This window comes from Vibrio cidicii, from assembly GCF_009665415.1.
Classification (GTDB): Bacteria; Pseudomonadota; Gammaproteobacteria; order Enterobacterales; family Vibrionaceae; genus Vibrio; species Vibrio cidicii.
This window is the reverse complement of the sequence record NZ_CP035921.1, coordinates 3,088,144-3,114,128: the sequence shown is the minus strand read 5'-3', so window position 1 is coordinate 3,114,128 and position 25,985 is coordinate 3,088,144. Positions and strand designations below refer to the sequence as shown.

23 protein-coding genes are annotated in these 25,985 nt (G+C 49.6%); 12 read left to right on the top strand and 11 right to left on the bottom strand.

The annotated features are described in order from the left end of the window. Positions 1-23 precede the first annotated feature (23 nt). From EWA64_RS15175 to EWA64_RS15160, 4 genes are all read right to left on the bottom strand, one after another. Positions 24-887: a lipase secretion chaperone gene (locus tag EWA64_RS15175; protein WP_061894016.1), complete on the bottom strand. Its 864-nt coding sequence runs from the start codon at positions 885-887 to the stop codon at positions 24-26. A 9-nt stretch (positions 888-896) separates the two neighbouring features. Next, positions 897-1,838 (bottom strand): esterase/lipase family protein, encoded by a 942-nt coding sequence (locus EWA64_RS15170; protein WP_061894015.1) that lies wholly within the window; start codon positions 1,836-1,838, stop codon positions 897-899. Between the two features lie 201 nt (positions 1,839-2,039). Then, positions 2,040-2,501 (bottom strand): OsmC family protein, encoded by a 462-nt coding sequence (locus EWA64_RS15165; RefSeq protein ID WP_061894014.1) that lies wholly within the window; start codon positions 2,499-2,501, stop codon positions 2,040-2,042. Positions 2,502-2,547: 46 nt separating this feature from the next. Then, positions 2,548-2,922, bottom strand: coding sequence for a hypothetical protein (locus EWA64_RS15160; RefSeq protein ID WP_061894013.1), 375 nt, complete (start codon positions 2,920-2,922; stop codon positions 2,548-2,550). 124 nt (positions 2,923-3,046) lie between these two features. On the opposite strand from EWA64_RS15160, the gene EWA64_RS15155 reads away from it, so the two are divergent. Continuing rightward, positions 3,047-3,499, top strand: coding sequence for a hypothetical protein (locus tag EWA64_RS15155; protein ID WP_061894012.1), 453 nt, complete (start codon positions 3,047-3,049; stop codon positions 3,497-3,499). A 43-nt stretch (positions 3,500-3,542) separates the two neighbouring features. On the opposite strand, the gene EWA64_RS15150 is transcribed toward EWA64_RS15155, so the two are convergent. Together EWA64_RS15150 and hrpA are read right to left on the bottom strand one after the other, a co-directional pair. After that, entirely contained in the window at positions 3,543-4,040 is a 498-nt protein-coding gene (locus tag EWA64_RS15150; protein WP_039444112.1) for an outer membrane beta-barrel protein, read from the bottom strand. A gap of 121 nt (positions 4,041-4,161) precedes the next feature. Beyond that, positions 4,162-8,115, bottom strand: a complete 3,954-nt coding sequence (gene hrpA / locus EWA64_RS15145) for an ATP-dependent RNA helicase HrpA (RefSeq protein ID WP_170320328.1) — start codon at positions 8,113-8,115, stop codon at positions 4,162-4,164. A gap of 159 nt (positions 8,116-8,274) precedes the next feature. Here hrpA and EWA64_RS15140 point away from each other — a divergent pair, with 159 nt between their 5' ends. Beyond that, positions 8,275-8,862 (top strand): FMN-dependent NADH-azoreductase, encoded by a 588-nt coding sequence (locus EWA64_RS15140; protein ID WP_061894010.1) that lies wholly within the window; start codon positions 8,275-8,277, stop codon positions 8,860-8,862. A gap of 149 nt (positions 8,863-9,011) precedes the next feature. Here the strand turns inward: EWA64_RS15140 and EWA64_RS15135 are convergent, their stop codons facing one another. Then, a complete protein-coding gene (locus EWA64_RS15135; protein ID WP_244881439.1) occupies positions 9,012-10,295 on the bottom strand; it encodes a MipA/OmpV family protein in 1,284 nt (427 codons plus the stop codon). A 148-nt stretch (positions 10,296-10,443) separates the two neighbouring features. On the opposite strand from EWA64_RS15135, the gene EWA64_RS15130 reads away from it, so the two are divergent. From EWA64_RS15130 to EWA64_RS15120, 3 genes are all read left to right on the top strand, one after another. Next, a complete protein-coding gene (locus EWA64_RS15130) occupies positions 10,444-10,797 on the top strand; it encodes a VC1380 family protein (RefSeq protein WP_061894008.1) in 354 nt (117 codons plus the stop codon). A gap of 21 nt (positions 10,798-10,818) precedes the next feature. Further along, positions 10,819-12,747: an alkaline phosphatase D family protein gene (locus EWA64_RS15125; protein WP_061894007.1), complete on the top strand. Its 1,929-nt coding sequence runs from the start codon at positions 10,819-10,821 to the stop codon at positions 12,745-12,747. A gap of 92 nt (positions 12,748-12,839) precedes the next feature. After that, positions 12,840-13,289, top strand: coding sequence for a tellurite resistance TerB family protein (locus tag EWA64_RS15120; protein WP_039426079.1), 450 nt, complete (start codon positions 12,840-12,842; stop codon positions 13,287-13,289). A 259-nt stretch (positions 13,290-13,548) separates the two neighbouring features. On the opposite strand, the gene EWA64_RS15115 is transcribed toward EWA64_RS15120, so the two are convergent. Beyond that, positions 13,549-14,079 (bottom strand): 3'-5' exonuclease, encoded by a 531-nt coding sequence (locus EWA64_RS15115; RefSeq protein WP_061894006.1) that lies wholly within the window; start codon positions 14,077-14,079, stop codon positions 13,549-13,551. Between the two features lie 364 nt (positions 14,080-14,443). Here EWA64_RS15115 and EWA64_RS15110 point away from each other — a divergent pair, with 364 nt between their 5' ends. Genes EWA64_RS15110 through EWA64_RS15100 form a run of 3 tightly spaced genes read left to right on the top strand, consistent with a single transcriptional unit; the run spans position 14,444 to position 19,849 of the window. Then, positions 14,444-15,076 carry a DUF2760 domain-containing protein gene (locus tag EWA64_RS15110; RefSeq protein WP_061894005.1) on the top strand — a complete coding sequence of 211 codons (633 nt, stop codon included), beginning with the start codon at positions 14,444-14,446 and terminating at the stop codon, positions 15,074-15,076. Further along, positions 15,076-16,983, top strand: coding sequence for an Hsp70 family protein (locus EWA64_RS15105; RefSeq protein WP_061894004.1), 1,908 nt, complete (start codon positions 15,076-15,078; stop codon positions 16,981-16,983). Before EWA64_RS15110 ends, EWA64_RS15105 begins: the two co-directional genes overlap by 1 nt. A gap of 58 nt (positions 16,984-17,041) precedes the next feature. Then, complete coding sequence (locus EWA64_RS15100; RefSeq protein WP_061894003.1) at positions 17,042-19,849, top strand: Hsp70 family protein; 2,808 nt, start codon at positions 17,042-17,044, stop codon at positions 19,847-19,849. 64 nt (positions 19,850-19,913) lie between these two features. On the opposite strand, the gene leuE is transcribed toward EWA64_RS15100, so the two are convergent. The 3 genes from leuE to EWA64_RS15085 all read right to left on the bottom strand — a co-directional run bounded on the left by leuE (position 19,914) and on the right by EWA64_RS15085 (position 21,476). Beyond that, positions 19,914-20,555 carry a leucine efflux protein LeuE gene (leuE, locus tag EWA64_RS15095; protein ID WP_061894002.1) on the bottom strand — a complete coding sequence of 214 codons (642 nt, stop codon included), beginning with the start codon at positions 20,553-20,555 and terminating at the stop codon, positions 19,914-19,916. Between the two features lie 94 nt (positions 20,556-20,649). Next, positions 20,650-21,147 carry a hypothetical protein gene (locus tag EWA64_RS15090; protein WP_061894001.1) on the bottom strand — a complete coding sequence of 166 codons (498 nt, stop codon included), beginning with the start codon at positions 21,145-21,147 and terminating at the stop codon, positions 20,650-20,652. Next, positions 21,144-21,476, bottom strand: a complete 333-nt coding sequence (locus EWA64_RS15085; protein ID WP_061894000.1) for a DUF805 domain-containing protein — start codon at positions 21,474-21,476, stop codon at positions 21,144-21,146. Before EWA64_RS15085 ends, EWA64_RS15090 begins: the two co-directional genes overlap by 4 nt. A 187-nt stretch (positions 21,477-21,663) precedes the next feature. Here EWA64_RS15085 and EWA64_RS15080 point away from each other — a divergent pair, with 187 nt between their 5' ends. The 4 genes from EWA64_RS15080 (at position 21,664) to EWA64_RS15065 (ending at position 25,966) form a co-directional block, all read left to right on the top strand. Beyond that, on the top strand, positions 21,664-22,716 hold the full coding sequence (locus EWA64_RS15080; RefSeq protein ID WP_061893999.1) for a helix-turn-helix domain-containing protein: 1,053 nt from the start codon (positions 21,664-21,666) through the stop codon (positions 22,714-22,716). A gap of 77 nt (positions 22,717-22,793) precedes the next feature. Beyond that, entirely contained in the window at positions 22,794-23,480 is a 687-nt protein-coding gene (locus EWA64_RS15075; protein WP_061893998.1) for a DNA-3-methyladenine glycosylase I, read from the top strand. A 183-nt stretch (positions 23,481-23,663) separates the two neighbouring features. Next, positions 23,664-24,989: a sphingomyelin phosphodiesterase gene (locus EWA64_RS15070; RefSeq protein ID WP_061893997.1), complete on the top strand. Its 1,326-nt coding sequence runs from the start codon at positions 23,664-23,666 to the stop codon at positions 24,987-24,989. Beyond that, on the top strand, positions 24,989-25,966 hold the full coding sequence (locus EWA64_RS15065; RefSeq protein ID WP_061893996.1) for a cell envelope integrity TolA family protein: 978 nt from the start codon (positions 24,989-24,991) through the stop codon (positions 25,964-25,966). Before EWA64_RS15070 ends, EWA64_RS15065 begins: the two co-directional genes overlap by 1 nt. Positions 25,967-25,985 lie beyond the last annotated feature (19 nt).

Below are 25,985 nucleotides of genomic sequence, written 5' to 3'. Positions count from 1 at the left end.
GAGAGCAGGTATCCCCTGCTCTTTCAGTTTACAGATTGCGATGCGTCTTGAATGCGCTCTAACGCTTCGACTCGTCGCCACTGCTTTTGAGCAAAGCGGCTGGCTCGCATCGCTTCAATCTGCTGCTGCTTTTGTTCTGCACTAAGAAAGTCTGCCTGCAGAATCTCGCTGCGGGCAAGCAGATAGCTCTGCAACTCATCGGCAAACTGCTGGCGCTGCGCGTCGAGTTGACTCAACCGCTGCGCCCCAACCTCTCCCACCAACTCAGCTCGCTTTAAGTAGGCACTTTGCCTGTCCTCTTGCTCAGTTTGGCTAAGTTCACCAATCAACCTGCAATTCGCATCACTTTGCTGAATATACTCTGGTAAATCAGCTAATTGAGCTTGCCACATGACCTGCTGCTCTTGCTGATTGAGTGCGCTGCTCTGCAGGCGCATTTTCTCTATCGCGAGCGCTCTCAACTGATTTTCTTCGGCAAAAAGCAGTGCTATTTGCTCGTCGGTAAAAAAGCGCTGCTGTAGCGCCAACAAAGATTGGTGTAACTCGGTGAAGGCAAGGCTATCGAGCGTACTCCAATTGGGTTCTAACTCGACGAGTGCTTGCTTATATTGCAAATAGGTCGCAAACAGACGCTCGTCAATTTGCAATGGTTGAATCACTTCGCCAAGCGCGGTGAATTCACTTTGGATCTGATGCAACGGTTTTTCACCCAAAGCGCTGAGAGAGTAATCCATTAGCGCCCGACCAGAGGCGATATCGAGCTCGGTATCCTTTTGAGCAGCGGTGCGAATGTCTTGCACCGCCGCTCGTTCTGCCGTTGGATAAAAGACCGCAATGAAGCTCCCCAAGGCGATCACAATAATTATGCTCAATACGGTCTTTTTCATTGGCTATCCTTACAAACCTTGCAGTTTCAAACGATTCGCATGCTGACGATACAAGGTCACCGGATCGGTCTCAAACAGATGATGAATGCCAAGCAGGCCATTGATTTCATCTAGATGATTCATTTTGTAGTCATCACGGATCACTTTGCCCAAATGCGCACTGCATGTACTGACCAGACCATCGCTTGGCTCACTAAATGCCAAACCCAAAATCGCCATCGGTGCATCAATCGGATCTAACACATTGGTGAACGTGCTTGCACCTGTCCAAGAGTAGTAATAGACGCCATTCGCAGCGAGAAGATCCCCTTCACCGCACTCTGAACTTGGAATGCCTTCAGGGTAAAACTGGTTAAAGCGCAGCGAACCTTGCGTGGTCAAGGCATCAAGCGAGGCGAGTGGATCTTGCTCAAGCGAGCTGTCACCAGAAAGCAAACCAATCAGCCCACTGAGCCCTTCGGCAAGTTTCACCGCCAGCGCTTCCGTGACAGAGCCTTCAGCAACGTGGCCACGCACTAAATCTGCCACTTTTGAACCTTTGTGAACACCGCCAATACTGGTCACCGACGCCACCAAATCAGGCCGAACAGAAGCAACATAACGTGCCGTTGGCCCACCATGGCTATGGCCAATCAGGTTCACTTTTTCCGCCCCAGTGGCTGCGAGCAAGGTTTCAACTTGCGCGAGCAACTGCTCACCACGCACCTCACTGCTGTTGGTCGCGGAGACCTGCGCCACGTACACCTTAGCGCCGTCTTTAGTGAGCGATTCTGGAATGCCGTAGAAATAGTCGACCCCAGCTAGCTTATCAAAGCCGAATAAGCCGTGCACAAGCACAATGGGATAGCGAGTTTGGGTATAACCTGTTTGATCAAGTGAGGCAGCGCTGGTTCCGGCCAAGCTACTGACACTCACTAGCCAGAGAGCAGCAAAGAGTAGTTTCCTTTTCAATTTTCTATTCCTTATAACTAGTCAGACCTCTGAGGAGCTCATTAACCGTAGGATAGATTTTCAAGGATTGGTGGGATTTGTAAATTATTTGTTAATTTTTGTGATAACCACTCAATGCTCAACAAATTTTATAAACATCGTATCACATATGTAAATTACTGTTCGGCAAACGGACATTTTCACATGTATTACAATTATTTGCTAAAACTCCGTAGTTACCTGCGTTTTTACCGAGTTGGCAATAAAGCAGTGCTGTTGAGCCAAATGATGCCACTTTTCTAGTTGCTCACGTGTCGGCTTCAACTCACCAGCGAAGCGAATTTTCGGCCTGAGTACCACCTGCGAAACCCACATTCTGCCTTGTTCATTCTCTTCCATGCGGCCAACCGCGTGATCGATATACTCTTCCACCACGTAACGCTTTTTCGCCACAATTCCCAGAAAAGTCAACATGTGGCAGCTCGATAGCGCGGCAACAAAAGCCTCTTCAGGATCGACGTTTTGCTCCACCGATAAAGGCAAAGGGACCACATGCGGCGACGCTGAAGCGGGAACCACAACCCCACCATCAAAACGCCACTCATGTCCGCGGCTATACAGATTATCAGAAAACGGCTCGTCAGCTTGACGCTGCCAATGAACTGTCGCGGTGTATTGAGACATGACTTTTCTCTCCTTGAAACAGGGACAACACGTCGGAGTGGTTCCCTCAGTTGGAAAGAAACACTACCCCAGTTTCGCTCTCTAGTGCAACTTGACTGCCAGCGGTTTTGATGTGAAACAGCACACCATTGAGGCGAATCGTCTGATTTTCATACTTGTAAATGCTGGTGTAGCCGTTTTCTTCACCGGGTAAACTGTACATTGCGGTGGGCGTCTGAGTGTCAAATTCAATCACACTTTGCGCCGTACAAGCCAAACAACGAGGATCACTGTGGTCGCCAGCCACTTGTTCAACAAATACCCGTCCTTTGACATAACGGTTAAGCAATGTTTCATCTACACTGCTTGCCTCGGCAAGTACGCCGTGGCTGAGCGGGAGAAAAAAGAGCAATCCGAGGGCAGAGATTTTTCCTGTTTTCATTAAAATTCATCCAGTTAGCTTTACAAAGCAGATGATGAAAAAAAACGCCTTGAGTATCAACTAAATCCCGATTCTGATATTTTATAGCGCTATAAAATCGCCTCGAACAATGCACCTAACCACCATGTACGACGAACATTTAGAGCTGCAACACATACTTTTAGAAATCAAAGCCGAACGCTGGCACGCGATTGAACGCTTTCTGTTTCCCTACTACTGCTATCGCCATCGACTGGTGAGTCGCCACGGCAAACCGGACTGGAACTTAGCGCGAGAGCAACTGCCGCGTTCGAGCAAGATAACTCACCGCAAACAGAGCGTGATTGAACCTTTAGTACCAGAACTCAGTGTGGTTGGCTTACTGAAAGGTTTTTGGAAAGATAATGAAAACATTACCTTGGAGCAGCTAGAGCGTTTGCTGGCAACTTGGCTAGAGTATGTGGTGATTAGCAAGGAGGAACTGAAAGCCTTAAAACAGGCAGGGTTGGAAAAGTCGATGCCAAGCGAGTGGTATCAGACCGATCAACCAACAATTGGTGCGCGCTTTGACAAAGTGGGGATAAAAATAAACCGCTAATAAATTAGCGGTTTATTGGATTTACCATGATAAGTCGAGCGGCTTATAGGAGATGAATTGTCGCGTTGAGTGAGAAGGTACCCACATCGTCTTTATCTGTAGTGTAGTTCATGTAGCTTGCGCCAACAGAAAGTGGACCAAAGATAAAGTATTCTGCGCCAACACCGTACATGATATCGACGCCATCGTCGTCTTGTGCAGATAGGCCAGTAACAGACTTATCCCACTGATGAAGGCCACCTTTTGCCCAAACGTGCAGTGGGCCTACATCGATACTTGGTTTAAGTGCTGCGTAGTAAGAACGTAGCTTGGTATCACGCTTCGTGCCTGAGTAATCGATATCAAAAGTACCGTGTTGAGTTAGGCCAGCTTCGATACCAATGATTGGCAGAATGCCTGTACCCGCGTGAATTGAGTAGGAAGTGCCGCTTTCGCCTTTAAAGTCAGACTGACCGACCGTCGCACCGCCGTAAATCCATGAATCCGCCATCGCTGTTGATGACGCGCCAACAAGCGCTAGTGCTAAAAGAGTCTTTTTCATCGTTAACCTTCTCTCGTTTGTTTGTCAGTCTGTCAGGAGGCAGGTTTTTGCCTCCTGATAGACGTATCAATGCCCGCTATTATACATTCTGCAATTAATATGCCTACATCCAAGTGCGGAATTAGCAAGCATCTATTGCATTTTTAACCCGTTTATCCGAAACCGGATACGGCGTGCCAAGCTGCTGGGCAAAATAACTCACGCGCAGCTCTTCCAGCATCCAGCGAATCTCCTTCACATTGTCTGGTACGGCCATCCCTTTCGGAATTTTATTTAGCAGTTCTTTGTAGTCATTCACCACCGATTCGATCTTAAGCATATGCAGACGATCTTTGTTTGGATCGATCGGCAGCTTCTCCATGCGACGCTCAATTGCACGCATGTAGCGCAGAATATCTGGCAAACGCTTCCAGCCGCACTCCGTAGCAAACCCTTTGAAGATCAAACCTTCAATTTGCGCCTTGATGTCAGACAGTGCAAACGCCATGGTGAAATCAATCTTACCTTTCAACTTCTTATTTATATTAAAGGCGGTAGTGAGGATAGTTTCCACTTGTTTGGCAATTTCAACCACAGTGTCACCCAACTCGGCACGAACATGCTCTTTGAGCGCCTCGAATTTTTCGGGCTCCCAGACCAAACCACCCTGCTCTTCAATCAGCTTATCCACACCACAGGCGATACAGTCGTCAATCAGATCGAGCACTTTGCCATACGGGTTGAAGTAGAGGCCAAGCTTCGACTTGTTCGGCAAATTGGTGTGCAGATACTTAATCGGCGATGGCACGTTGAGTAAAATCAGACGGCGCTGACCTGCGCGCATGGCCGCAACCTGCTCTTGCTCAGTTTCATACAGCTTGATCTCCACGCTGTCTTTTTTATCGACAATCGCTGGGTAGGCTTTGACTTGATACCCACCGCGTTTTTGCTGATAGACCTGTGGAAGCTCACCAAAGCTCCATGTATGCAAACCTTGCTGCTCGATGTCGTCATCAGCCACTTTGGAGAGCGTCTCCTGCACTTTCTCTTTCAAACTCTCTTTCAGTTCGTGCAGATCTTTGTGCTCTTTCAATTTGCGATTTTTCTCGTCCACCGCGCGGAAAGTGACTTTCAAGTGATCGGGTACCTGATCGAGTTTCCAATCCTCGCGCAGCACTTCCACACCTGTCATACGGCGCAGCTCTTTCTCCAACGCGTCCAATAACGGCATTTCCATCGCGCTCACACGCGCCAAAAACGCATCTGCATAGTTCGGTGCGGGAACAAAATTCTTGCGTAGTGTCTTTGGCAGCGACTTAATTAAGCTCACCACCAGCTCATGACGCAAGCCTGGGATCTGCCAGTCAAACCCAGCCGCATCCACTTGGTTGAGAATCGGCAGCGGAATATGCACCGTCACACCATCGCTGTCATCGCCCGGTTCAAATTGATAACTGAGCTTGAGTTTCAGGCCGTTTTGATGCCAGAAATTCGGATAGTCCAAATCAGTGACATGGCTGGCGTCGCCTTTAAACAGCATCTCTTTTTCGAAGTTCAGCAGTTCAGGGTCTTTCTTCGCCGCTTGTTTCCACCAAGAGTCAAAGTGCTTCCCAGAGACAACGTCTGTGCCTACACGCTGGTCATAGAACTGGAACAGCTCCTCATCGTCGACCAAGATGTCACGGCGACGCGACTTATGCTCAAGCTCTTCCACTTCTTGCAGCAACTTGCGGTTTTGCTTGAAAAAAGCGTGTTTGGTTTCCCATTCTCCTTCCACCAGTGCGCTGCGAATGAAAATCTCCCGGCTCACTGCGGCGTCAATGTTGCCGTAGTTGACCAAGCGCTTTGGCACGATAGGAATGCCGTACAGCATCACTTTCTCATAAGCCATCACTGCTGCACGCTTTTTCGACCAATGAGGCTCGCTATAACTGCGTTTTATCAGGTGTTTGGCGAGCGGCTCAATCCATTCTGGTTGGATCTTCGCTACCACGCGTCCCCACAGTTTGGAGGTTTCCACCAGCTCGGCCGACATCACCCATTTCGGCTGCTTCTTAAACAGGCCGGAGGCAGGGAAAAGATGGAAACGGGCATTGCGTGCGCCCTGATATTCGTTCTTCTCCTGATCTTTCATGCCGATGTGCGATAACAGACCGACCAAGATGGCACTGTGAACCGCATCAAATGAGCCCGGTTCATCATTCAGCTTGAAATCCATTTCCCGCATCGACTGATGGATTTGGAAATAGACGTCTTGCCATTCGCGCACCCGCAAGTAGTTGAGGTAATCCTCTTTGCACTGGCGGCGGAACTGGTTACCCGAAAGCGCTTTTTGCTGCTTTTGAATGTAATTCCACAAATTAACGAAAGTAAGGAAATCAGACTCTTCGTGGAAGAAGCGGCGATGTTTATCGTCCGACGATTGCTGTTTGTCCGATGGACGCTCGCGCGGATCCTGGATGGAGAGCGCAGCGGCAATGATCATCACATCTTTCAAACAGCCATACTTAGGCGCTTCCAACACCATGCGCGCTAAACGCGGGTCAATCGGCAAACGGGCCAACTGCTTGCCTATCGCGGTCAGACGTTTGTTGGCATCTTTCGCTTGCGAGTCAATCGCGCCCAGCTCTTCTAAAAGACGCACACCGTCTTGGATGTTGCGTTTATCCGGCGCTTCAACAAAAGGGAACGCTTCAATATCGCCAAGGCCGAGCGCCGTCATTTGCAAAATGACCGAAGCTAGATTGGTGCGCAGAATTTCCGGATCGGTGAACTCTGGGCGTGAGTTAAAATCTTCCTCAGAGTAAAGCCGAATACAGATCCCCTCTTCCACCCGTCCACAACGGCCTTTACGCTGGTTGGCACTAGCTTGCGAAATGGGTTCAATCGGCAAACGCTGCACTTTGGTGCGATAGCTGTAACGGCTGATGCGCGCTGTACCCGGATCAATCACATATTTAATCCCCGGTACCGTCAGCGAGGTTTCCGCGACGTTAGTCGCCAGCACAATGCGACGCCCAGCGTGCGGCTGGAAGATTTTATTCTGCTCGCCGGCTGACAAACGCGCGTACAACGGGATAATTTCGGTGTCTTTGAGCTTTCGTTTCGCCAAGGCATCGGCGGTATCGCGGATCTCGCGCTCACCGTTCATGAAGATCAGGATGTCGCCCAGCCCTTCATCACACAGCTCATCAACGGCTTCAAAAATACCTTCGAGTTGATCGCGATCGTCTTCATCTTCGCCACTTAGTGGGCGGTAGCGAGTGTCAACCGGATAGGTTCGGCCAGAAACTTCGATGATCGGTGCGCCGCTAAAATGATTAGAAAAACGCTCCGGATCAATCGTCGCGGAAGTAATGATGATTTTGAGATCTGGACGACGCGGCAACAGCTCTTTGAGGTAGCCGAGAATAAAATCGATATTGAGGCTGCGTTCATGCGCTTCATCAATGATGATGGTGTCGTACTGATTGAGAAAACGATCGTGCTGAATTTCCGCCAGCAAAATACCGTCGGTCATCAGTTTGATCTGGGTATTTTCAGAGATTTGATCGTTAAAACGGACTTTGTAGCCGACGAAATCGCCAAGCTGGGTCTCCATCTCTTCGGCAATGCGGCTGGCGACAGAACGAGCGGCCAAACGGCGTGGCTGAGTGTGACCGATCAGGCCAAATTTACCTCGGCCCAACTCGGCGCAAATTTTCGGTAGCTGGGTGGTTTTCCCTGACCCTGTTTCCCCGGCCACAATCACCACCTGATGCTCAGCGATCGCTTTCGCGATGTCATCTTTCTTCTGGCTAACAGGCAGGATTTCAGGGTAGTCGATTTTTGGTTGCAGACGACAGCGCTGCTCCACTTCCATCATCGATTTAGCGATATCTAGTGCTATCTCATCAAACACGGCGTGACGTGCTGACTCTTTTTTGATTTTGCTGGCACCCGAAATGCGCTTACTGAGACGGAAGCGATCTTTGATCAAGCACTGACTGAGCGCTTGGCGTAACGAGGCGGCGGTATTCGCCTGAGCCTTTTGCTCCGGCGGCTTGGATTGTGTATTGGGCTGTGACGACGTCAAAGCATTTCCTATTCTTTTCATGACTTAAAACTGCGCGGATTGTACCACAGCCTCAAGAAAAGCCACCAACGAGCATTATTCTAATTTTTCGAATGAGATTACCAAGTTCCTTGACTTCTCACTCAACAAAAAGGGACTAAAATGGCCACATACTTTGCAACAAAGCTTAAGGAATCTCCTATGTCTCGTCTTCTCGTTCTTAAATCCAGCATTCTTGGCGACTACTCTCAATCCAATAAACTGGTCGATGAATTGGTCAAAAATATCGACCAACAAGAAATTACGGTGCGTGACTTAGCGCAGCAACCTCTGCCTGTATTGGACTTCCAAGTGGCGACAGCACTGCGTGCCAGCGGCGAGTTGAGCGCGGAGCAACAAGCGATTGTTGCGCTTTCAGACACGCTAATTGCCGAAGTGAAAGCAGCAGATACGCTGGTTATCACGGCCCCAATGTACAACTTCACGGTACCGACTCAGTTGAAAAACTGGATTGATCTGATTGCGCGCGCTGGTGTGACGTTCAAATACACCGAAGCGGGCGTACAAGGTCTGATTGAAGGCAAAAAAGCAATTGTGATCACCACACGCGGCGGGATCCACAAAGACGCCGCCAGCGATAACGTCACACCATATCTGCGCACCGTATTGGGTTTTATCGGTATCACTGAGGTTGAATTTGTCTACGCAGAAGCGCTCAACATGGGTGACGAATTTGCCAGCAGAGGCATCGCTTCAGCAACGCAGCACTTGGCGACGCTGAGCGCCTAATCACTGCGCCTAGTCACGAGCGCACCATATCCACTGTCTGGTACACCAATGGACTGAACGCATTTTGCCCACTTTCGTGCCGGTTAGTTTGTGCCCTCACATGATGTGAGGGCCTTTTTACAACTGCGTACCGAGTAAAGCATCAGGGCTTAAAAATCAAACTGCAGATACACAGTGTTGTAATTGCTGCCGCCTTTAATCCGGCCAAATTGCGAGGCATTTTCAAATATCGCCGAGCGATGGTGAAGCGAGTAGCCAAACCAGACATTCTTCCATTCTGATTGACCAAACAACTCTCCGGCATTCACATCAAACGAAAAGTCGAGATAGTTGAGCAAATGGCTTGGCGTGTAGCCTTTTTCATCCATTTCGGTCTGTTCGATATAGGTAATGTTGTCGATGTAGGACATCCCTTCGGCAAAACCAAAACGCCACTTAGTCGGCCAATTGAAGGTGTAATAAGCTTTAATGGACACAACTGTTTCGGTACTCGAGCTCTGCACTTGCGATGCCCAATGATGGCCGATTCCCGAATGCAGGTAGATATCCAAAGGCAGGCCAAATAGCTCATCGGTTAAAGGATGACCATAAAAAAATGAGCTCATTTGGTTGTTGTACGGATCTTTTTCTTGTTCAAATTTAAAGATTTCGCCAATATTGGACGGCGTTGCCCAACCGTGAGCCACACGTACGTAAGCTTTATTGCTCAAAGACGACTTGCGTTCTTTGTTCTTGTCGTTGAAAAATCCAAACCCGACAAAAAACTCGCCTTGATAGCGATCTTCCACGGCGTGGCTATGGTAGGCATTGCTGTCTAAACGAGTCACACTGGCTTGCCCGAGCAGATAGAGATTTGACGCCACGTGATAGCGCGTTTTCAAACCCAAGTTCGCATCAATTCCTGCCCCAATGTGCTGCTGAGTGATATCAGAGAAGGCAAAGTAGGTGCTGTTGAAATCGGCTTCTTTATACCTGAGCGTAAACGACGGCTCCAATTCCCAATCGCCCCAATCATATTTGGCCGCCAAACGATAATTGGAGTGAAAACGGTACTCGTTGTCAGCCATAATTTCCGCTTCCAAACGCCAGTTTTCGTCCCAATGATGCGCTAGCTGCAGACCGAAATCCGCTTTGTCGCCTTCAATCGAATTTTGCGCCACTTTAGGGATATCGATAAAGCGCAGTCGAGTTAACGCGTTGAGCTGCCACTTTTGATTTTCGGATTCGAGTAGATAAAATCCGCCTTCGGTGCCACGAATAAACAGGTTGTCATCGTTGTAAAACATCATCGGGACAAAGGTGCTCACTGATTGGTCGCCGCCGCTAGTATCAAATGGAATCGAGGCAACTCGATACATAGCCGCGATCCCCCAATCCGGTTGCTGAGCTTTAACCGTCTGACTAGGCAGAAAAAAAACTGCACCAAGCCCCATAATGAATAACTTTTTCTTCATCTATATACACATTCCATCAATGACAGTGCGTCAAGCGTAAATAATTAACAAAACCATGAAAAACGGTTTAGGCTCATCGATATTTAGCCGTTACAATAATAGATATTGCCTTTGATTTGAATTGAATGTGAAAGCTTCCGAACTTAAAAACATCCTCATCTCATTACCCGATGATTGCGATCCTGACCTTGTGATGGGAGAGGAATGGCTACCCGAAAGGCTGGTGAACACTCGCTTAGACGGCGATTTGCTGTTTCTTGAATTTGATAACGCGCCCGATGATCTGCAAGGTGAAGAGGAAGGACGCGGCTTTGTTGAACATGAAATCGCCATGATCCGCCATCGTTTCGAACAGATTTTAGCCGAAGCCAGCGACACCAAAACCAAAGCCGATGCGATGTTGGCGATTTTTCTCATGGGACACGAACTTTCCAGCGCTGAAGTGATCGAAGTGCTTGAAGACGACACTAACGATAACTAGTTACACCGCTAGGAGTAAGGATTGACCCAGACAAACCCGCCGCACTCTTCTCTGCCGCTGATTCTGGCAGGCCCAATTCTCAGGAAAACGACCGCAAGCGAAATCAACCTTTGGCTGGTGAGCAGCGAACCGATTGAGGGCACTTTTCAGGTCTTCGATGAAAGCGGCGAAAAATTACTCTATCAAGCGCCGCTGAGCCTTTCTCAGCAACAACAAGTGGGTGAGCATGCTTTTGTCGCGCTGTGGCATTTTGCTGGCGAATACCCAACCAACTGCGCGCTGTTTTATCAAATTCATACTCAAGCGGGAGCGATCACTGAGCTTGTGCCGCACCTTTGCTACGAGGGAGATGAAACAAAAGGGATTGCATTTTCTGTGCGAACAACCGCAGATTACATTCTGCATGGCTCCTGTCGTAACCCGCACCATCGCAGCGCTGATGCCTTGATCGCAGCGGATAAAAAAGTTGCCTCGCTTTCGCCAGCAGAGCGCCCTGATCTCTTGCTGCTAAGTGGCGATCAAATTTACGCTGACCATGTCGCCGGACCAACGTTGGACGCCATCACGCAGCTCATTGAGCGGCTCGGTTTAGCCAACGAAACGTTTGTCGACGCGCCTTTTCAAGACAGCTTGGCGCTCTATCAAGATCCGCGCTGCTTTTATGCTCGCGATCAGATTCTTCCAGATTATGTCGACCAATCCACCCTGTTTGCTCGTTTAACGCGTTTTCGCCGCCAACCGGTGTTCAGTTCCACTGAAAGCGAAAACCATCTCATCAGCTTTGCCGAGTTTTTTGCCATGTATCTGCTGGTGTGGTCGCCGCAGGCGTGGCAACTGGTTAACCGAGAGCGCCTGAAAGAGCAAGCGTTTGAGTGGGCTGGGCAGACACTGAGCGAGAAATGGCAACAGTTGTGGCACAAAGAAATCAAACAGATTGACGATTTTGTTGCCGGTTTGCCGAGTGTGCAACGCTTGCTCGCTCACTTGCCGACTTACATGATTTTTGATGATCACGACGTGACCGACGACTGGAACCTCACCATTGGCTGGGAGACGGCCGCCTATCAACATCCGTTTTCTCGCCGCATAATTGGTAACGGGTTGCTCTCTTATTGGCTCTGTCAGGGTTGGGGCAACGCGCCGGAAAAGTTTGACGAGCGCTTTTTCCTCGCGGCGCAGCGCTATTTTCACTCCCCGACTGCGGAGCATCAAGACGCGTTTATTCAACTGCTCTATCGCTTTGAAGATTGGCACTACACCATACCTACCGAACCCAAAGTGGTGGTGCTGGATACCCGAACCCGACGCTGGCGCTCGGAATCACGCATGAATAAGCCGTCTGGTTTGATGGATTGGGAAGCTCTGGTCGAACTGCAACAGGAGCTGATGCATCAAGAAAAAGTGATCATCGTTTCTGCCGCGCCGATGTTTGGTGTCAAGTTTATCGAAATGCTGCAACGCATCATGACCCAGCTCGGTCAACCTTTACTGATCGACGCCGAAAACTGGATGGCGCATCCGGGCAGCGCCAATACGCTCATCAGCATTTTTACCCACACCAAAACGCCAACCAACTTTGTCATTCTCTCGGGAGATGTGCACTACTCGTTCGTCTATGACATCAAGTTGCGCTTTCGCAAATCCAGCCCCAATATCTACCAAATCACCTGCAGCGGATTAAAAAATCATTTTCCTGCGCGACTGCTGCGCTTTTGTGATGCGATGGATAGACTGCTTTACAGCCCTCGTTCGCCGCTTAACTGGTTCACCAAACGTAAGCGCTTGAAAATCAAAAAGCGTAGCCCAGACAACCAACGCTTTTACCGTTTAGTTAACCACAGCGCCATTGGCGAGCTCTATCTTGATGCTGACGGAAAGCCAAAGCGAGTCAGCTTGCTCTCCAGTGATGGCCGTTGTGTCGATTTTCCAGCGACCAGTGCAGAAGAGTAACAGCGCGGCAGAATAAAATTATTGATAGCGGTTGTGAAACGGCATTAACGCTATCATGTTAAAAGAGTATTGCGATTGAAAAGGTCACCGACATGTTTAACAAACTCACCACTCTCTTTAAACAGTTGCTTGATGGCACAGATTTGAGCCAAAACGCCGCCAACAACCCCAATCTGGCCATTGCCAGCTTATTGTGTGAAGTTGCTGGCGCCGATCATCAAATCGACGAGCGCGAGCAAGCGGTCAAACGTCAGTTACTTAAGCGCCTGCTCAATTTAAGTGATGACGAAGTAGAAACGTTACTTACTCAGGCGCAAAGTGGCGTTGCTCAAGCCGCGTCGCTGTATGAGTTCACATCACAACTAAGAGAGCTTTCGCAAGAGACGCGTTTTGAGTTGATCAAAGGTATGTGGGAGGTGGCGCACGCCGATGGCGATATTGACCCATTGGAGGACTCAGTGATCCGCAAAACGGCCGAGCTGCTCTATGTGGATCACCGCGAGTTTATCCGCGCCAAACTGCAAGTGATCGATAAGTCGTAAAGCGAATTCGCCAATCAAAATGCAATAAAAAACGCGCACTCGGCGCGTTTTTACCTTATTCAAAGATTACAGGACGGGTTTTTGATGCCAACGGTAGACTGCTCCACTACCGAACACAAATACCACACTCCAAAGCACGGAAAGTAACATCTTTATTTGCCAACTGAGTTGTTATGATTTGTAGCAAGTTTAGTGGCGCAAGATGAACAAAAATGAAAAGCGAGATGAAGATTTAATGACGCTCGCTTTTCATCTGAGCCTAAAACATGGTTAAAGCGAGTTTGGCTAAATTGTAGGCATCCACATAGCCCGAATGCTGCCTCCCTTCCCAATCGATGCCTTTTGCTTCTTGCGCCTGACGATGGCCAATGCGCTTATCTTTGAGGCGACTTTGAATGCGGTATAAAGTAGCCAAGTTGATAAACTCACTAAACGGGGGCTCAATCCCTTTCGCGTGGCACTCTTTGAACAGGATCTGGTCGTCTCTGCCCCAGGAGGTATAGATCTTATTGCTGCCGCCGAAATTTTTGATCATCGACTTCACCACTTCGGCGAGCGGCCGCCCTTGCTTCTCAATTTTTCGCGGCGTAATGCCCGTCAGTTCGGCGCAAAACAGCGACACTTCGTCGTGTTCCGGTTTAACGTAATACTGCGCGCGTTTCACAATCTCACCTCGGAGCAAATCAATTTCCGCCAAACCAATTTCAATGATTTCACCAGTGCGCCCGACGCCATCCTCGTTCCAGCAGCACATTTCCAAATCAAAGCAAACAATTCGGTTATGGTTCATAGATTGCCTTTTTCTCGCGGTTGATTGTTAAAGGGCGAAATTGTACCCCAGAGAAAGCAGAAACTCGACCTAAGCGCGGTTGTTTGCTTATTTTCACCCCAACTGTTCAAGATTCTTTGTGCCTTGTGCACGTTGGCGAAAATCCGTCGCCAAAAACAGGCCGCCATTTGACGATATTTTCAGCAAAGCCGCCGTAAATTCAGGGGTTGCAAGCGGTTTTAATACAATCTCCTCACTTGAATATGCTACTATCAGCCACCATTTTTATGTCTAGACTAGGTGCACGTCGCAAAATCGCCCTTGAATTTGCGGCAAATGAGCCAATCCACGCACCTTTAAATCAATCGATTAGAGAAAAAATAGCATGAACATTGATTTAAACCTTATTCCTCAAACATTCGATATGCTGCATGCAGGCCTTGCGGCGTCGAGTGTTTTGCTTCTCTTGGTTGCCGTTTCGCGCAAAAGCAAAGTGATCGAAAAAGTGGTTGAGAAACCGGTTGAAAAGATCGTTGAAGTGGAAAAGCCGGTCGAAAAAATCGTCGAAGTAGAGAAAGTCGTTGAAGTTGAAAAAGTGATTGAAAAAGTGGTGGAAGTGCAATCTAAGCTTGCCACCGCATCCACCGATTCTGCGATGCAACTGCTTTCCATCATGCAGCAAGAAGCTCGCTTGATTGACTTCCTACAAGAAGATCTCACCACATTCTCTGATGAAGAAGTGGGCGCTGCAGCGCGTGTTATTCATAACGGTGGCCAAAAAGTACTGAAAGAGTACGTGACGCTCGAAGCGATCCGTAACGAAGACGAAGAGAGCCGCATTGTGGTTGAAGAAGGTTTTAACCCTCAAGCGATCCGTTTAGTCGGAAACGTAACGGGTAATGCGCCATTTAACGGCACCTTAATCCACAAAGGTTGGAAGGCTTCTGCGATGTCGCTACCTAAACTGGCGGAAAACTACGACGCTTCGATCATCGCACCCGCAGAGGTTGAGCTGTAATGGAAATGCATAATACACCTGCGGCTGAGCAAGCCGCCAAATTCAGTATCGGTATTGACCTTGGCACCACCCACTGCGTGCTCTCTTTCCTCGATACACAAGACGAGCACGCTCGCGTACAAGTGATGGCTATTCCACAATTGACGGCGCCGGGCACCGTTGAGTCTCGCAACCAGCTTGGTTCTTTTCTTTACCAGCCGCATGAGCATGAGATGAACCCTGCATCACGCGTGTTGCCATGGACGACAGAGCCGACTGCCCTTGTCGGTGCGATCGCCCGTAATCTGGGCGGCAAAACGCCTTTGCGTTTGGTGGCCAGTGCGAAATCTTGGCTTTGCCATGGTGGCGTGAATCGCCGTGATGCGTTTTTGCCTGCAGGCAGCCCAGAAGAGATTGAAAAAGTCTCACCATTGCGCGCCACCGAGCTTTATTTAGAGCATCTAAAGCAGGCGTGGGATCACGCACAACCAAATCACCCGCTATCAGAGCAAGACGTGACCATTACGGTACCAGCGTCGTTTGATCCTGCGGCGCGCGATCTGACTGCAGAAGCAGCGCGCAATGTGGGTTTTGTCCATCTTACCTTGTTGGAAGAGCCTCAAGCGGCACTTTATAACTGGATCGACAACAGCAATGACAAATGGCGCGATGAAGTCACCGTTGGTGATATCGTGCTGGTGGTGGACATCGGCGGTGGTACCACTGACCTTTCTTTGGTGGAAGTGACCGAAGAAGAAGGTAATCTGACCCTCAAACGTATCGCTGTCGGTGAACACATTCTGCTGGGCGGTGACAACATGGATCTTGCCCTCGCCTACAGCTTGAAGATGAAGCTGGCTCAGGAAGGCAAAGAACTGCAACCTTGGCAAGTACAAGCCATGACGCACGCTTGTCGTGACGCGAAAGAAGCGCTGCTCAATGATGCCGAACTGCAATCGGTACCGATTGTCGTGCCAAGCCGCGGTTCTAAGTTGCTCGGCGCAACACTGAAAACCGAGCTGACGCAGCAAGAAGTGCAGCAAATGCTCGTCGATGGCTTCTTCCCTAAAGTCGCGATCACCGAACACCCAGTACAACGTAACCGCGGTGCACTAACCCAGATGGGCTTGCCTTATGCACAAGACGCAGGCATCACTCGCCACATTGCGGCTTTCTTGTCGAAGCAAGCCAATGCCAACGGTGAAGCGCTACCTGGACAAGATTACAACCCGTTTGTTGGTGGAATGCCGGGCATGGCTCAACAAGCTGCTGTCGATTTCATCAAACCGACCGCGATTTTGTTCAATGGTGGTGTGCTGAAATCATCGCTATTGGCAGAACGTTTGGAAGAGACCATCAACGAATGGTTGCTTGACGCTGATGCAGAGATGGCAAAACGACTCACCGGCGTCGATTTGGATCTCGCGGTGGCGAGCGGCGCGGCTTACTATGGCGCAGTGCGTCGTGGTCAAGGTGTACGTATCCGCGGTGGTATTGCTTCAAGCTATTATGTCGGTATCGAGAGCGCAATGCCTGCCATTCCGGGTATGGCTCCTCCAATGGAAGCACTGTGTGTGGCTCCGTTTGGCATGGAAGAAGGCACCAGCGTCGACGTACCAAGCCAGCAGTTTGGTTTGATCATCGGCCAACCAGTGAACTTCCAATTCTTTGGCTCAACGGTTCGTCGCGACGATCTTGCAGGAACACATTTGGACCATTGGGGCCAAGATGAGCTTGAAGAGTTACCAGAAATTCAAGTAACGTTACCGGTTTCCGAAGGTCGCCGTGAAGGCGAAGTGGTGCCTGTGACATTGGCCTCACGCGTGACTGAACTTGGCACGCTGTATTTAGAAGCGATTGCAGTGGACAATGGTCAAAAATGGCACGTGGAATTTGACGTGCGTGACGATGTCTCTCTGGCAGAATAATCGAACAAAACAAACGGCATCCGAAGGGTGCCGTTTTTAAATCAATCAAGGGTTTGTCATGGCATCTCCTCGCTATCTTGTCGGCATTGACTTAGGCACCACGAACACGGTGGTCGCGTTTTGCGAACTGACCGAGAACTTACAACAATCCAACGTCTCCCTTTTCGATATTGACCAGCTTATCGGCCCCGGTGAAGTGGTTCGTAAACCGCTGCTTCCCTCTTTTCGCTACCACCCTGCCAACGGGCAAATCGCGCCTGCCGATCTCACCTTACCGTGGGAAAACCAAAATGTGCCTGGCGACATTGCTAATGTGATCATTGGTGAATGGGCACGCGAACTGGGCGCGAAGGTGGAAGGGCGTCAGGTTTCAAGCGCTAAGAGCTGGCTTTCTCATCAAGCGGTTGATCGCCATTCAGAAATACTGCCTTGGGCCGGGGTCAGCGATGTTGAGAAAGTCTCCCCTGTTATTGCCAGTGCCAGTTACCTTAATCACATTCGCCAGGCATGGAATCATCGCCACCCGGGCAATCTGCTTGAAGACCAAGAGGTGGTGATCACCGTACCGGCATCATTTGATGAAACCGCACGTAAGCTGACCTTAGAAGTCGCTCAACTGGCAGGCTTAAGCCAAGTGCTTCTGCTCGAAGAACCTCAAGCGGTTTGCTACGACTGGTATGCGCGCCACCAGCACAGCGCCGCAGAGTTATTAAAAGAAATCCCGCTGATTTTAGTGTGCGATGTCGGCGGCGGCACCACCGACTTAAGCTTGATTGAAGCAAAATTTAACCAAGATGCACTCGCCTTGGATCGCATCGGGGTGGGTGAACACCTCATGCTCGGCGGCGATAACCTAGATTTGGCCCTCGCGCATTTAGCGGAGCAGCGCTTTAATCAAAGCAAAAAACTCAATGCTGCCAGCCTCACCAAACTGATTCAACAAACACGCAAAGCCAAAGAGCAACTCCTCTCGAGTAAGGCACCGGAAGAAGTGAAGATCACCATGCTGGGCAGCGGTTCCAAACTGCTTGGCGGCACCAAGAGCATCGCTTTGAACAAACAAGAAGTTCATCAAATCGCCCTCGACGGCTTCTTCCCGCTTTCTGATTTTACTCAAACGCCGGATAAACGCCGCAGCGCCGTGGTCGAATTTGGTTTGCCTTATGTTGCCGATCCTGCAGTGAGCAAACACGTGGCCGAGTTTTTATCTCAGCACCAACAAGTCTCTCATGCTGCGTTAGGAGAGTTAGAGGGTGAGCAACCTGCCATTCCGGTAGGTCTGTTGTTGAACGGCGGTGTGTTTAACAGTGACCTCGTCACGGCGCGGATGACCGAGTTGCTCGGTCGCTGGCGCGGCGCACCGGTCACCGTCCTTGATAACCCGCATCCCGATTGGTCGGTGGCATTAGGGGCCGTAGCCTTTGCCAAAGCCCGCCGCGGTGCACAACTAAAAATCGGCGGCGGTTCTGCTCGCTCTTACTTTTTGCATCTGCAAGAAAAAAACAAAATGGGCAAAGCGCTCTGTTTGCTTGCAAAAGGCACCGAAGAAGGACAAGAAATTCGTCTCACTGGACGACGCTTCTCGCTCACCCTTGGTGAACCCGTACGCTTTAACCTGCTGACTTCAACGCACGATGCCTTGTCGCACCATGTGGCGATTCAAAACGGCGTCATGGCGGACATCGACCCTGATATCTTCACCCCACTTCCCCCGTATATCGTTACATTGCAGGGGGAAGGCGCAGAATTGGAAGCAAACCAGAAAGAGCGTGTAGAAGTTCAACTCGCCTGTCAATTGACCGAAGTCGGCACCCTGAAGATGGAGTGCGTCAGTGTCGAAGAAGAGGACAAACGTTGGGCACTGGAGTTTGAAGTTCGCAACAAAAAAGCGGAAGAACAAGAACACGCCACACTTCACCCACGATTGAATGAGTGCAAAGAACTCATTACTCGCCTCTATAGTGGCAACAAGAAAAGTGGCGAAGGCAATGAGATCAAAGTGTTAGCCAAAGAGCTTGAACGCAAACTTGGCAAGCGAGATGAATGGGACTTCACCACCCTACGCCACTTGTTTGATGCCTTTGCACAAGGCCGAAAACGTCGTCGCCGCTCTGAACAACACGAAAAGAACTGGCTGCGCTTAGCGGGCTTTTCTCTTCGCCCGGGTTTTGGTGATGCCACGGATTCTTGGCGTATCGAGCAAGTGTGGGGGCTCTACCAACAAGGAATCCAGTTCCAAAATCATCAAGGTTGGACCGATTGGTGGGTATTCTGGCGCCGTATTGCTGGTGGTTTGAACCAAGAGCAACAAGAAACGCTGCTTGCCGACATTGCCAAGTACTTGCACCCTGGCGCGATGAAAAACCCACAAACAGCAAAAGCCGCTCAAGATATGGGCTACGAAGCCATGGTTCGACTGGCCGCGTCTCTAGAGCATCTTGAAGTGGAAGACAAAGTTTTGCTAACCAGTTGGTTTTTGAGCAAAGCACTGAATCAAAACCAATTTGAACAAGCACACTGGTGGGCAATCGGCCGTTTGGCCTCTCGTACACCGCTCTACGCAAGCCAACATCGTGTCATTCCACGTGAGCAAGCGGAACAATGGTTACCGAAGCTATTGGATCAAAACTGGCAAAAAGAACCGATGATCGCCTTCGCTGCGGTGATGATTTGTCGTAAAACAGGTGATCGTCTCTTTGATATCTCTGAAGATTTCCGCCAACAAGTGCTCACAAAACTGAAACAGAGCCGAGTGCCGGATGCGTGGATAAGCTTGGTCGAAGAGGTCAAAGCGCTTTCTGAAAGCGAGTCTAAACGCGTGTTTGGCGATGCTCTTCCTAGCGGTCTTCATTTGGTCAGTCACTAAGCTGTCGCTTATCTCGCAACTAAAACAGCCAGCGAAATGCTGGCTGTTTTTTATCTTTAGGTGCTTAACTTAAACTGGCAAGTCGCGCTGCAAACCCCATAAACAGCAGCCCAAGCAATCCGTTGCCTAATTTGCTCAGTGTCTGATTGTTCTTAAACAGCTGCGTGAGCGAGGTACCGACAAAAATCAACACGCTCAGGTAGACAATGCTGAACACCTCCAAAATCGTGGCAAGGATCAGGTACGAAATCCAAGTGTGCTCATAGGTGTAATCAATAAACTGAATAAAGAAGGAGACATAAAACAAGATCGCTTTCGGATTGGTGAGGCTCAAGGTGAGCGCTTTAGCAAACACCTTTTCCACTTTGCGCGGACGCGCAACACCTTGATCATCTAACATCGGCTTTTGCCAATATTGTTGGATCAGTTTGAAACCCAAATAGAGCAGATAAGCCGCGCCCAGATAACGAATGATGGTAAACAGCAGCGGTGAGGTTTGGATCAAAGACGCCACACCTAAATAAGAGAGCAGGATCAAAATCGCATCACCAACCAGTACACCCATCGCCGCTTTGTAGCCGGTTTTGATGCCAAAAGTTGAGCTAGATTTGAGCACATAGATAGAGTTGGGACCGGGGGCCAAAATGATCATCAGCAGCCCCAGCATATAGGTCCAAATATTAATCACACCAAAACTCTCAAACATGCGCTGCCTCGCAAAAACGATTATGGGAAGCATGTTGTATAACGCAAAGTATCATTAAAGTCTATCCACCAATGGTCTCCTCACATCGCTTCTCTCACCAACAGCGCAGCAAACGTGAATCTCCGGTCAGCCAAGAGACCCAACGCCGCTTGGAATTGAGCACAAAACTCTCTTTGGCCTCAATCCCTTGCACAATATAGCCATCCGCCTGCGGTAATTTCGCTGCTCCTTTTCGCGGCCAAAAAACAAACTGCCATTGATCGCTCAGTATCCTTTCACCACTGAGTAAAGCGTGATTGAGCTTATCGCTCATGACTATAATTGACAGCCCAGCAGCTTCCTCAATTCCAAGCCCGCTGTCGCCTATCTGCCCCACTGCGACGGGCACTGAGAGCGTGCAATGCTGACCTTGCTCATTCATATGTGTGTAGCGTCCATCCCCGACACGGCCACGCAGCCAGATCAACTCGCCTTGGTTCATTTTCCCGACAGAAACAACCCCGAGTGCGCCTTGCGGTAAGTTGTGTGTCATTTCATCTTGTCCCCATGCTAGCGGAGCGAGCAATAACAGCAGAGTCAGATAAGGCTTCATCCTGCGCTCCTCTCTCTCGCAAAAGGCCCTTTCAGCGTTAGCCAATACAGCAGTAGTAAAGGGCCAAAAATGGGCAAAAGAAAAACCAAACACCACCAGCCAGAGCGCTCTATGTCATGTAAACGTCGCACCGTAATCGCGAGTAACGGCAGTAATGTTGCGACGCTGTACAGCAGGTCAAACAAGCTCCCATTTTGCCAAGCGATATCCAAGCCAATGCACAACAACGTCAGTAATAGATGGAACAACATAAACATCCAAAACTCTTCTCTCGATGTTCGCCCTGCAAAGTCCGCGTACTTCTGCCAAGCCAAAATATAGAACCGCATCACGCATCTCCTTTTAATCTGTGATGTGCTTATAGTGGCCAATGAGCTGGGCGAAAGCGTCCTAAATCCGGTTTTAGCACGTGGCAAAACCGGTATTGGTTCTTTAGGGCTATATTGTTCAGATTCAAAGCGTTATGCTAAAACACTCTATTGACTGGCACTGCGCAAAGCCAAAACAGGACATTTCATGCTCGCCATTCCTATTCCTTTTGTTGTCTCTTTGCTGCTCGCGTTACTCGCGATCACCTTATATGTGCGCTTTGCCGAGCAAGCTAAAACCGCCTGCTGGTTTCTCATCCTTTGCGCTCTGACAACGGGTCTGGTTGGAATGCGTTGGAGTTCCAACCTGCCGCTTTTTGCTCTGCTCCAGCCCCTATTTGCTTCCTGCATTCCGGTATTTGCTTGGTACGCCTTTACCCATCTCAGCCACACGCAAACACTGACTCAATTTGCCGCCAAGCATGCGGCTGGACCACTTTTGGTACTCGTCAGCGTGACCATTCAGCCGCATTGGTATTTACCGCTGGATGAAATTCTCACCGCCATTTATCTGGTTTACGGCATCGCGTTGGTGCGTTACTCCACCAAGGAGTCAGTGCTGATCCACGTTTCCCTCAGCAGTTGGGAAAGCGTGAAAAGAGCCGAGAATATTGCGGGCTGGATGCTGCTTTTTTCCGCGCTGATTGACGGTGCCATGTCGCTCGACTTTACCTACAACCAAGGCGCGTTGGCTCCGTTTATCTTAAGCATCGGGCACTTGGTGTTGCTCCCTGTTCTCTCTTTGGCGGTGATTCTGGTCGCAATGAACACCGCAAACCATGATGAGGCCGATGAACTTTCGGACAAAGAAAGCAAACTCGAAGCACCGCTGAATAGCATCTCCAGCCTCAGCGCGCAGCAAGCGCAAACCATTGTCATCGCACTCGATGAACTGATGAAAACTAAACACGCCTACCTAGATCCTGAGTTGACGCTGTCAAAGCTGTCTCGCAAATTGTGTGTTCCTGCCAAACAGATCTCCAGCGCGGTGAACCAAGTGAAGCAGAAAAACATCTCTCGTGTCATTAACGAATACCGTATCGAACACGCCAAACAGGCGCTGCACAGCAGCGATGCTCCGATCACACAAATATTTATGAACTGTGGCTTTCAGACCAAGTCCAACTTTAATCGCGAGTTCTCTCGCCTCACTGGCATGACACCCAGTCAGTACCGAAAAACGGCGACACTTGCTGAGTAACTCGAGATTTTGCAAGCCTTCGCGAACGGATTGAAGCTCGTCATACCATACGCTCAACATGCAAAGGAGAATCGATTATGCCTTTAGAAAAATTTGCCGATATTTATCAGCGCGCTGCCGAGCGCAAAGGAGGCGAAGCGCAGCTCGAAGCACTACTGACCACACCGCTCAATACCGAAGCGATCACCGCCATCAGTGATGATCGCTGGTTATCCGCTTTCAGTATGAAGATTTTTCAAAGCGGCATTTCATGGCAGGTGGTGCGCAATAAATGGCCCAATTTCGAGGAGGTATTTTTCGGCTTTCGGATTGAGCCACTGCTGATGCTCTCCGACGAACAGTGGGACGACAAAGCCAGTGACACACGTATTATCCGTCACCATGCGAAAGTGATCTCGATTCGCGAAAACGCGCAAATGATCCATAGTGTCTCAACGCAGCACGGCTCATTCGGTCAAATGGTCGCCAACTGGCCCAAAGATGACATCACGGGGCTATGGTCGTTTTTGAAAAAACACGGCAGTCGACTGGGCGGCAACACTGGGCCGTACAGCCTTCGTCAACTCGGGGTCGACACCTTTATTCTTTCTGGTGATGTAGAGGCGTATCTGCGCAACTGTAAGGTGATTGAAGGTGGCAAAGAGACAAAAAAGAGCCAGCAAGCCGTCAACCTCGCATTTGCCAAGTGGCAGCAAGAGAGTGGTCGCAGCTTAACCGCTATCAGTCAGACTATCGCCTTTAGTACTGGCGATAACCGCGTTTAGATAACCCAAGTTATCCCCTCCTAGCTAAGCGCGGTGGCTATTTCGCGCTTAGCTAACGCCGCCCTTTGTTTTATAAATCACTCCGATTCAAGCAATTATTTATAGTTGTCACAACTTTATAACATGCCTGTCATCACTATCTTCTAGATTATCCACCGATTTTAAACAGATAGGATAATGTAAATGGATATTTTCACTTGGCGAACCTTACTGCCTTTGTTGTGCAGCGCTCCTGTTTTGGCCGATACCGATGTCTACCTAACCAATAACAGCGACCAAACCTTGACGATTCAAGTACAACACAGCGGCTCAGATCGCCTCACTTTAGGCGACGAGTGGCTGCAACACACAGACCAAATTGGTCCTTGGGAAACCAAAGCGGTGATCAGTTTTAATCGTTGGACGGGCGTCAAAGCGGGCGAGCACTACCAATTTGATACCGTCGTCACCAACTTGCAAGGCGAAAGCGTCACACTACACCAAACCATGAATGGGCACTGGTACAACTCTTCCATTGAATACGGCGTGAGTGCGGCCGATGTTCCGCTCTCCTTACAACAGGATAGAGAAGTGCACCGTTTTCGCAGTGATGCCTTTGGCACAGCCAACACCGAACTGGGACTCAAATCCGACGCCACTGCCCGCTATGATGATCTCTACTACACCATCACGCCCGCCAAAGTGGACGAGCAAGCCGAGCCAGACGGGAACACCTTAAAAATGATGACCTACAATATTTGGGCGTTGCCCGGCGTGGCATCGCATATCGGCGATCGTTTTTCAATTATTCCCGATCACGTGAAAGGCTACGACGTCTTAGCCTTGCAAGAAGTGTTTGCCAGCGGCCGCAGCGCTTTTTTACGAGAACTGGCCAAAGAATATCCTTATCAAAGCAAGATGCTCGATAAAGATGGCATCAATATCTACGATGGCGGTGTGGTGATCGTGAGTCGCTATCCTATTGTCAATCAAGCACAGTACGTCTTCCCTGATTGCAGTGGCACTGATTGCTTTGCGGACAAAGGGGTAAATTATGTAGAAGTGATCAAAAACGGTCAGGCGTATCATGTGTTCGCCACCCACACAGCTTCGTTTGATACCGATACTGCGCGCGAATATCGTCAGCGCCAGTTCAAACAGATCCGTGCATTGGCACAATCACTGAACATTCCTGCCAATGAAACTGTGGTTTACAGCGGCGATTTCAATGTCAACAAACTGAAGTTCCCGGGCGATTACCAACAGATGTTAATGTACTTGAATGCGCTGGAGCCCCAATACTCAGGCTATACGGCGTCGACTTTCGATCCGCGCATCAATGATTTTGCTGGTGAAGCACTCTCTGGCGGTGAGAATGTCGAGTATCTTGATTATGTGTTGCTTAGCACAGAACATGCGAGCAAAACATCGAATGATAACCGCGTTGACGTGCCCCGTTCCACCGATGCCAGATTGTGGCAGCATTACAATCTTTCCGACCATTTTCCGGTGAGCGCGGTGATTAAGTAATGAATCGAAAACGTGCTTTTTTCCTGCTCGCCCTTGTGGCGAGCTTGATTGTCGGCTGGCAACTTTGGCCACAGAGCAAAAAACAAAGTGAGCTGCTAGCCTCACCTGCTCTCATTTCCCCTACTGACGCCGCGCCGGAAAGCAGCGCAAACTCAGTTCCCCACAACATCGCAGAGACAAATCTGCCTTTGGCTTTTGCAGCGAAAGCCGCTCAACCCGCAAATTTGCTGCTTGATCCTCACAAGCTACGCGAACTACAAGGCCGCGTTTTACGTGAACAATTAGAAAGTTTTTGGCGCGAATGTGTGCATAAACAGAATTGTGAAAAGCAGCTTGCTCAACTTCAAACCTCGCTCTCTGTCGAGTGGTTTCAACTGCTTCAAAACTTCCGCCAACGCAGCCGACAATGGCAGGATGCACAGGCAAACATGCCACTGGAGTCGCTCGATAGCCTCTCCCAGCGGATCGAGATGTTTAAGCAAAATGCGCTGGAGATTTGGGGCCCACTGAGCACTGTCCTTTTGGCCGATCAATTTGCCATATTGGAGTTTCGCTTAGACAGTGTGCCACTGACACAAATCGAAGCCAGTCAGTTTGTTGAGCAATATCAAAGCTTGATCGAGCGCTGGCAACAACAGGGCGACGTGCTTGAGTTTGAGGATAAGCAAACTCATTACGAGCGAGCACTAAGTTTGATTCCTAGCCACTATTCTGCCGACGAAAGAGAACAGATCCGCCAAACTTTGGCCCAAAAATATCTTAGCGATGAGCAATCAAGCGAGATTGCTTTTCGAGCGCAGCAGGAGCGTGAACAAGAGAAACAAGCGGAAGATTACCAACGAGCCTTGGCGCAACTGAAAGCCAGCTTGGAAGAGCAAAGAGCCAGACGCTACGCGAGTTGGGATGAGCCGCAGTGGCAAAGCTACTATCAGCAGCAAATCGCCCGTTTTCGCCGTGAGTTTTTTGCTACACCATAACGCCTTACTGTGCGGCAAC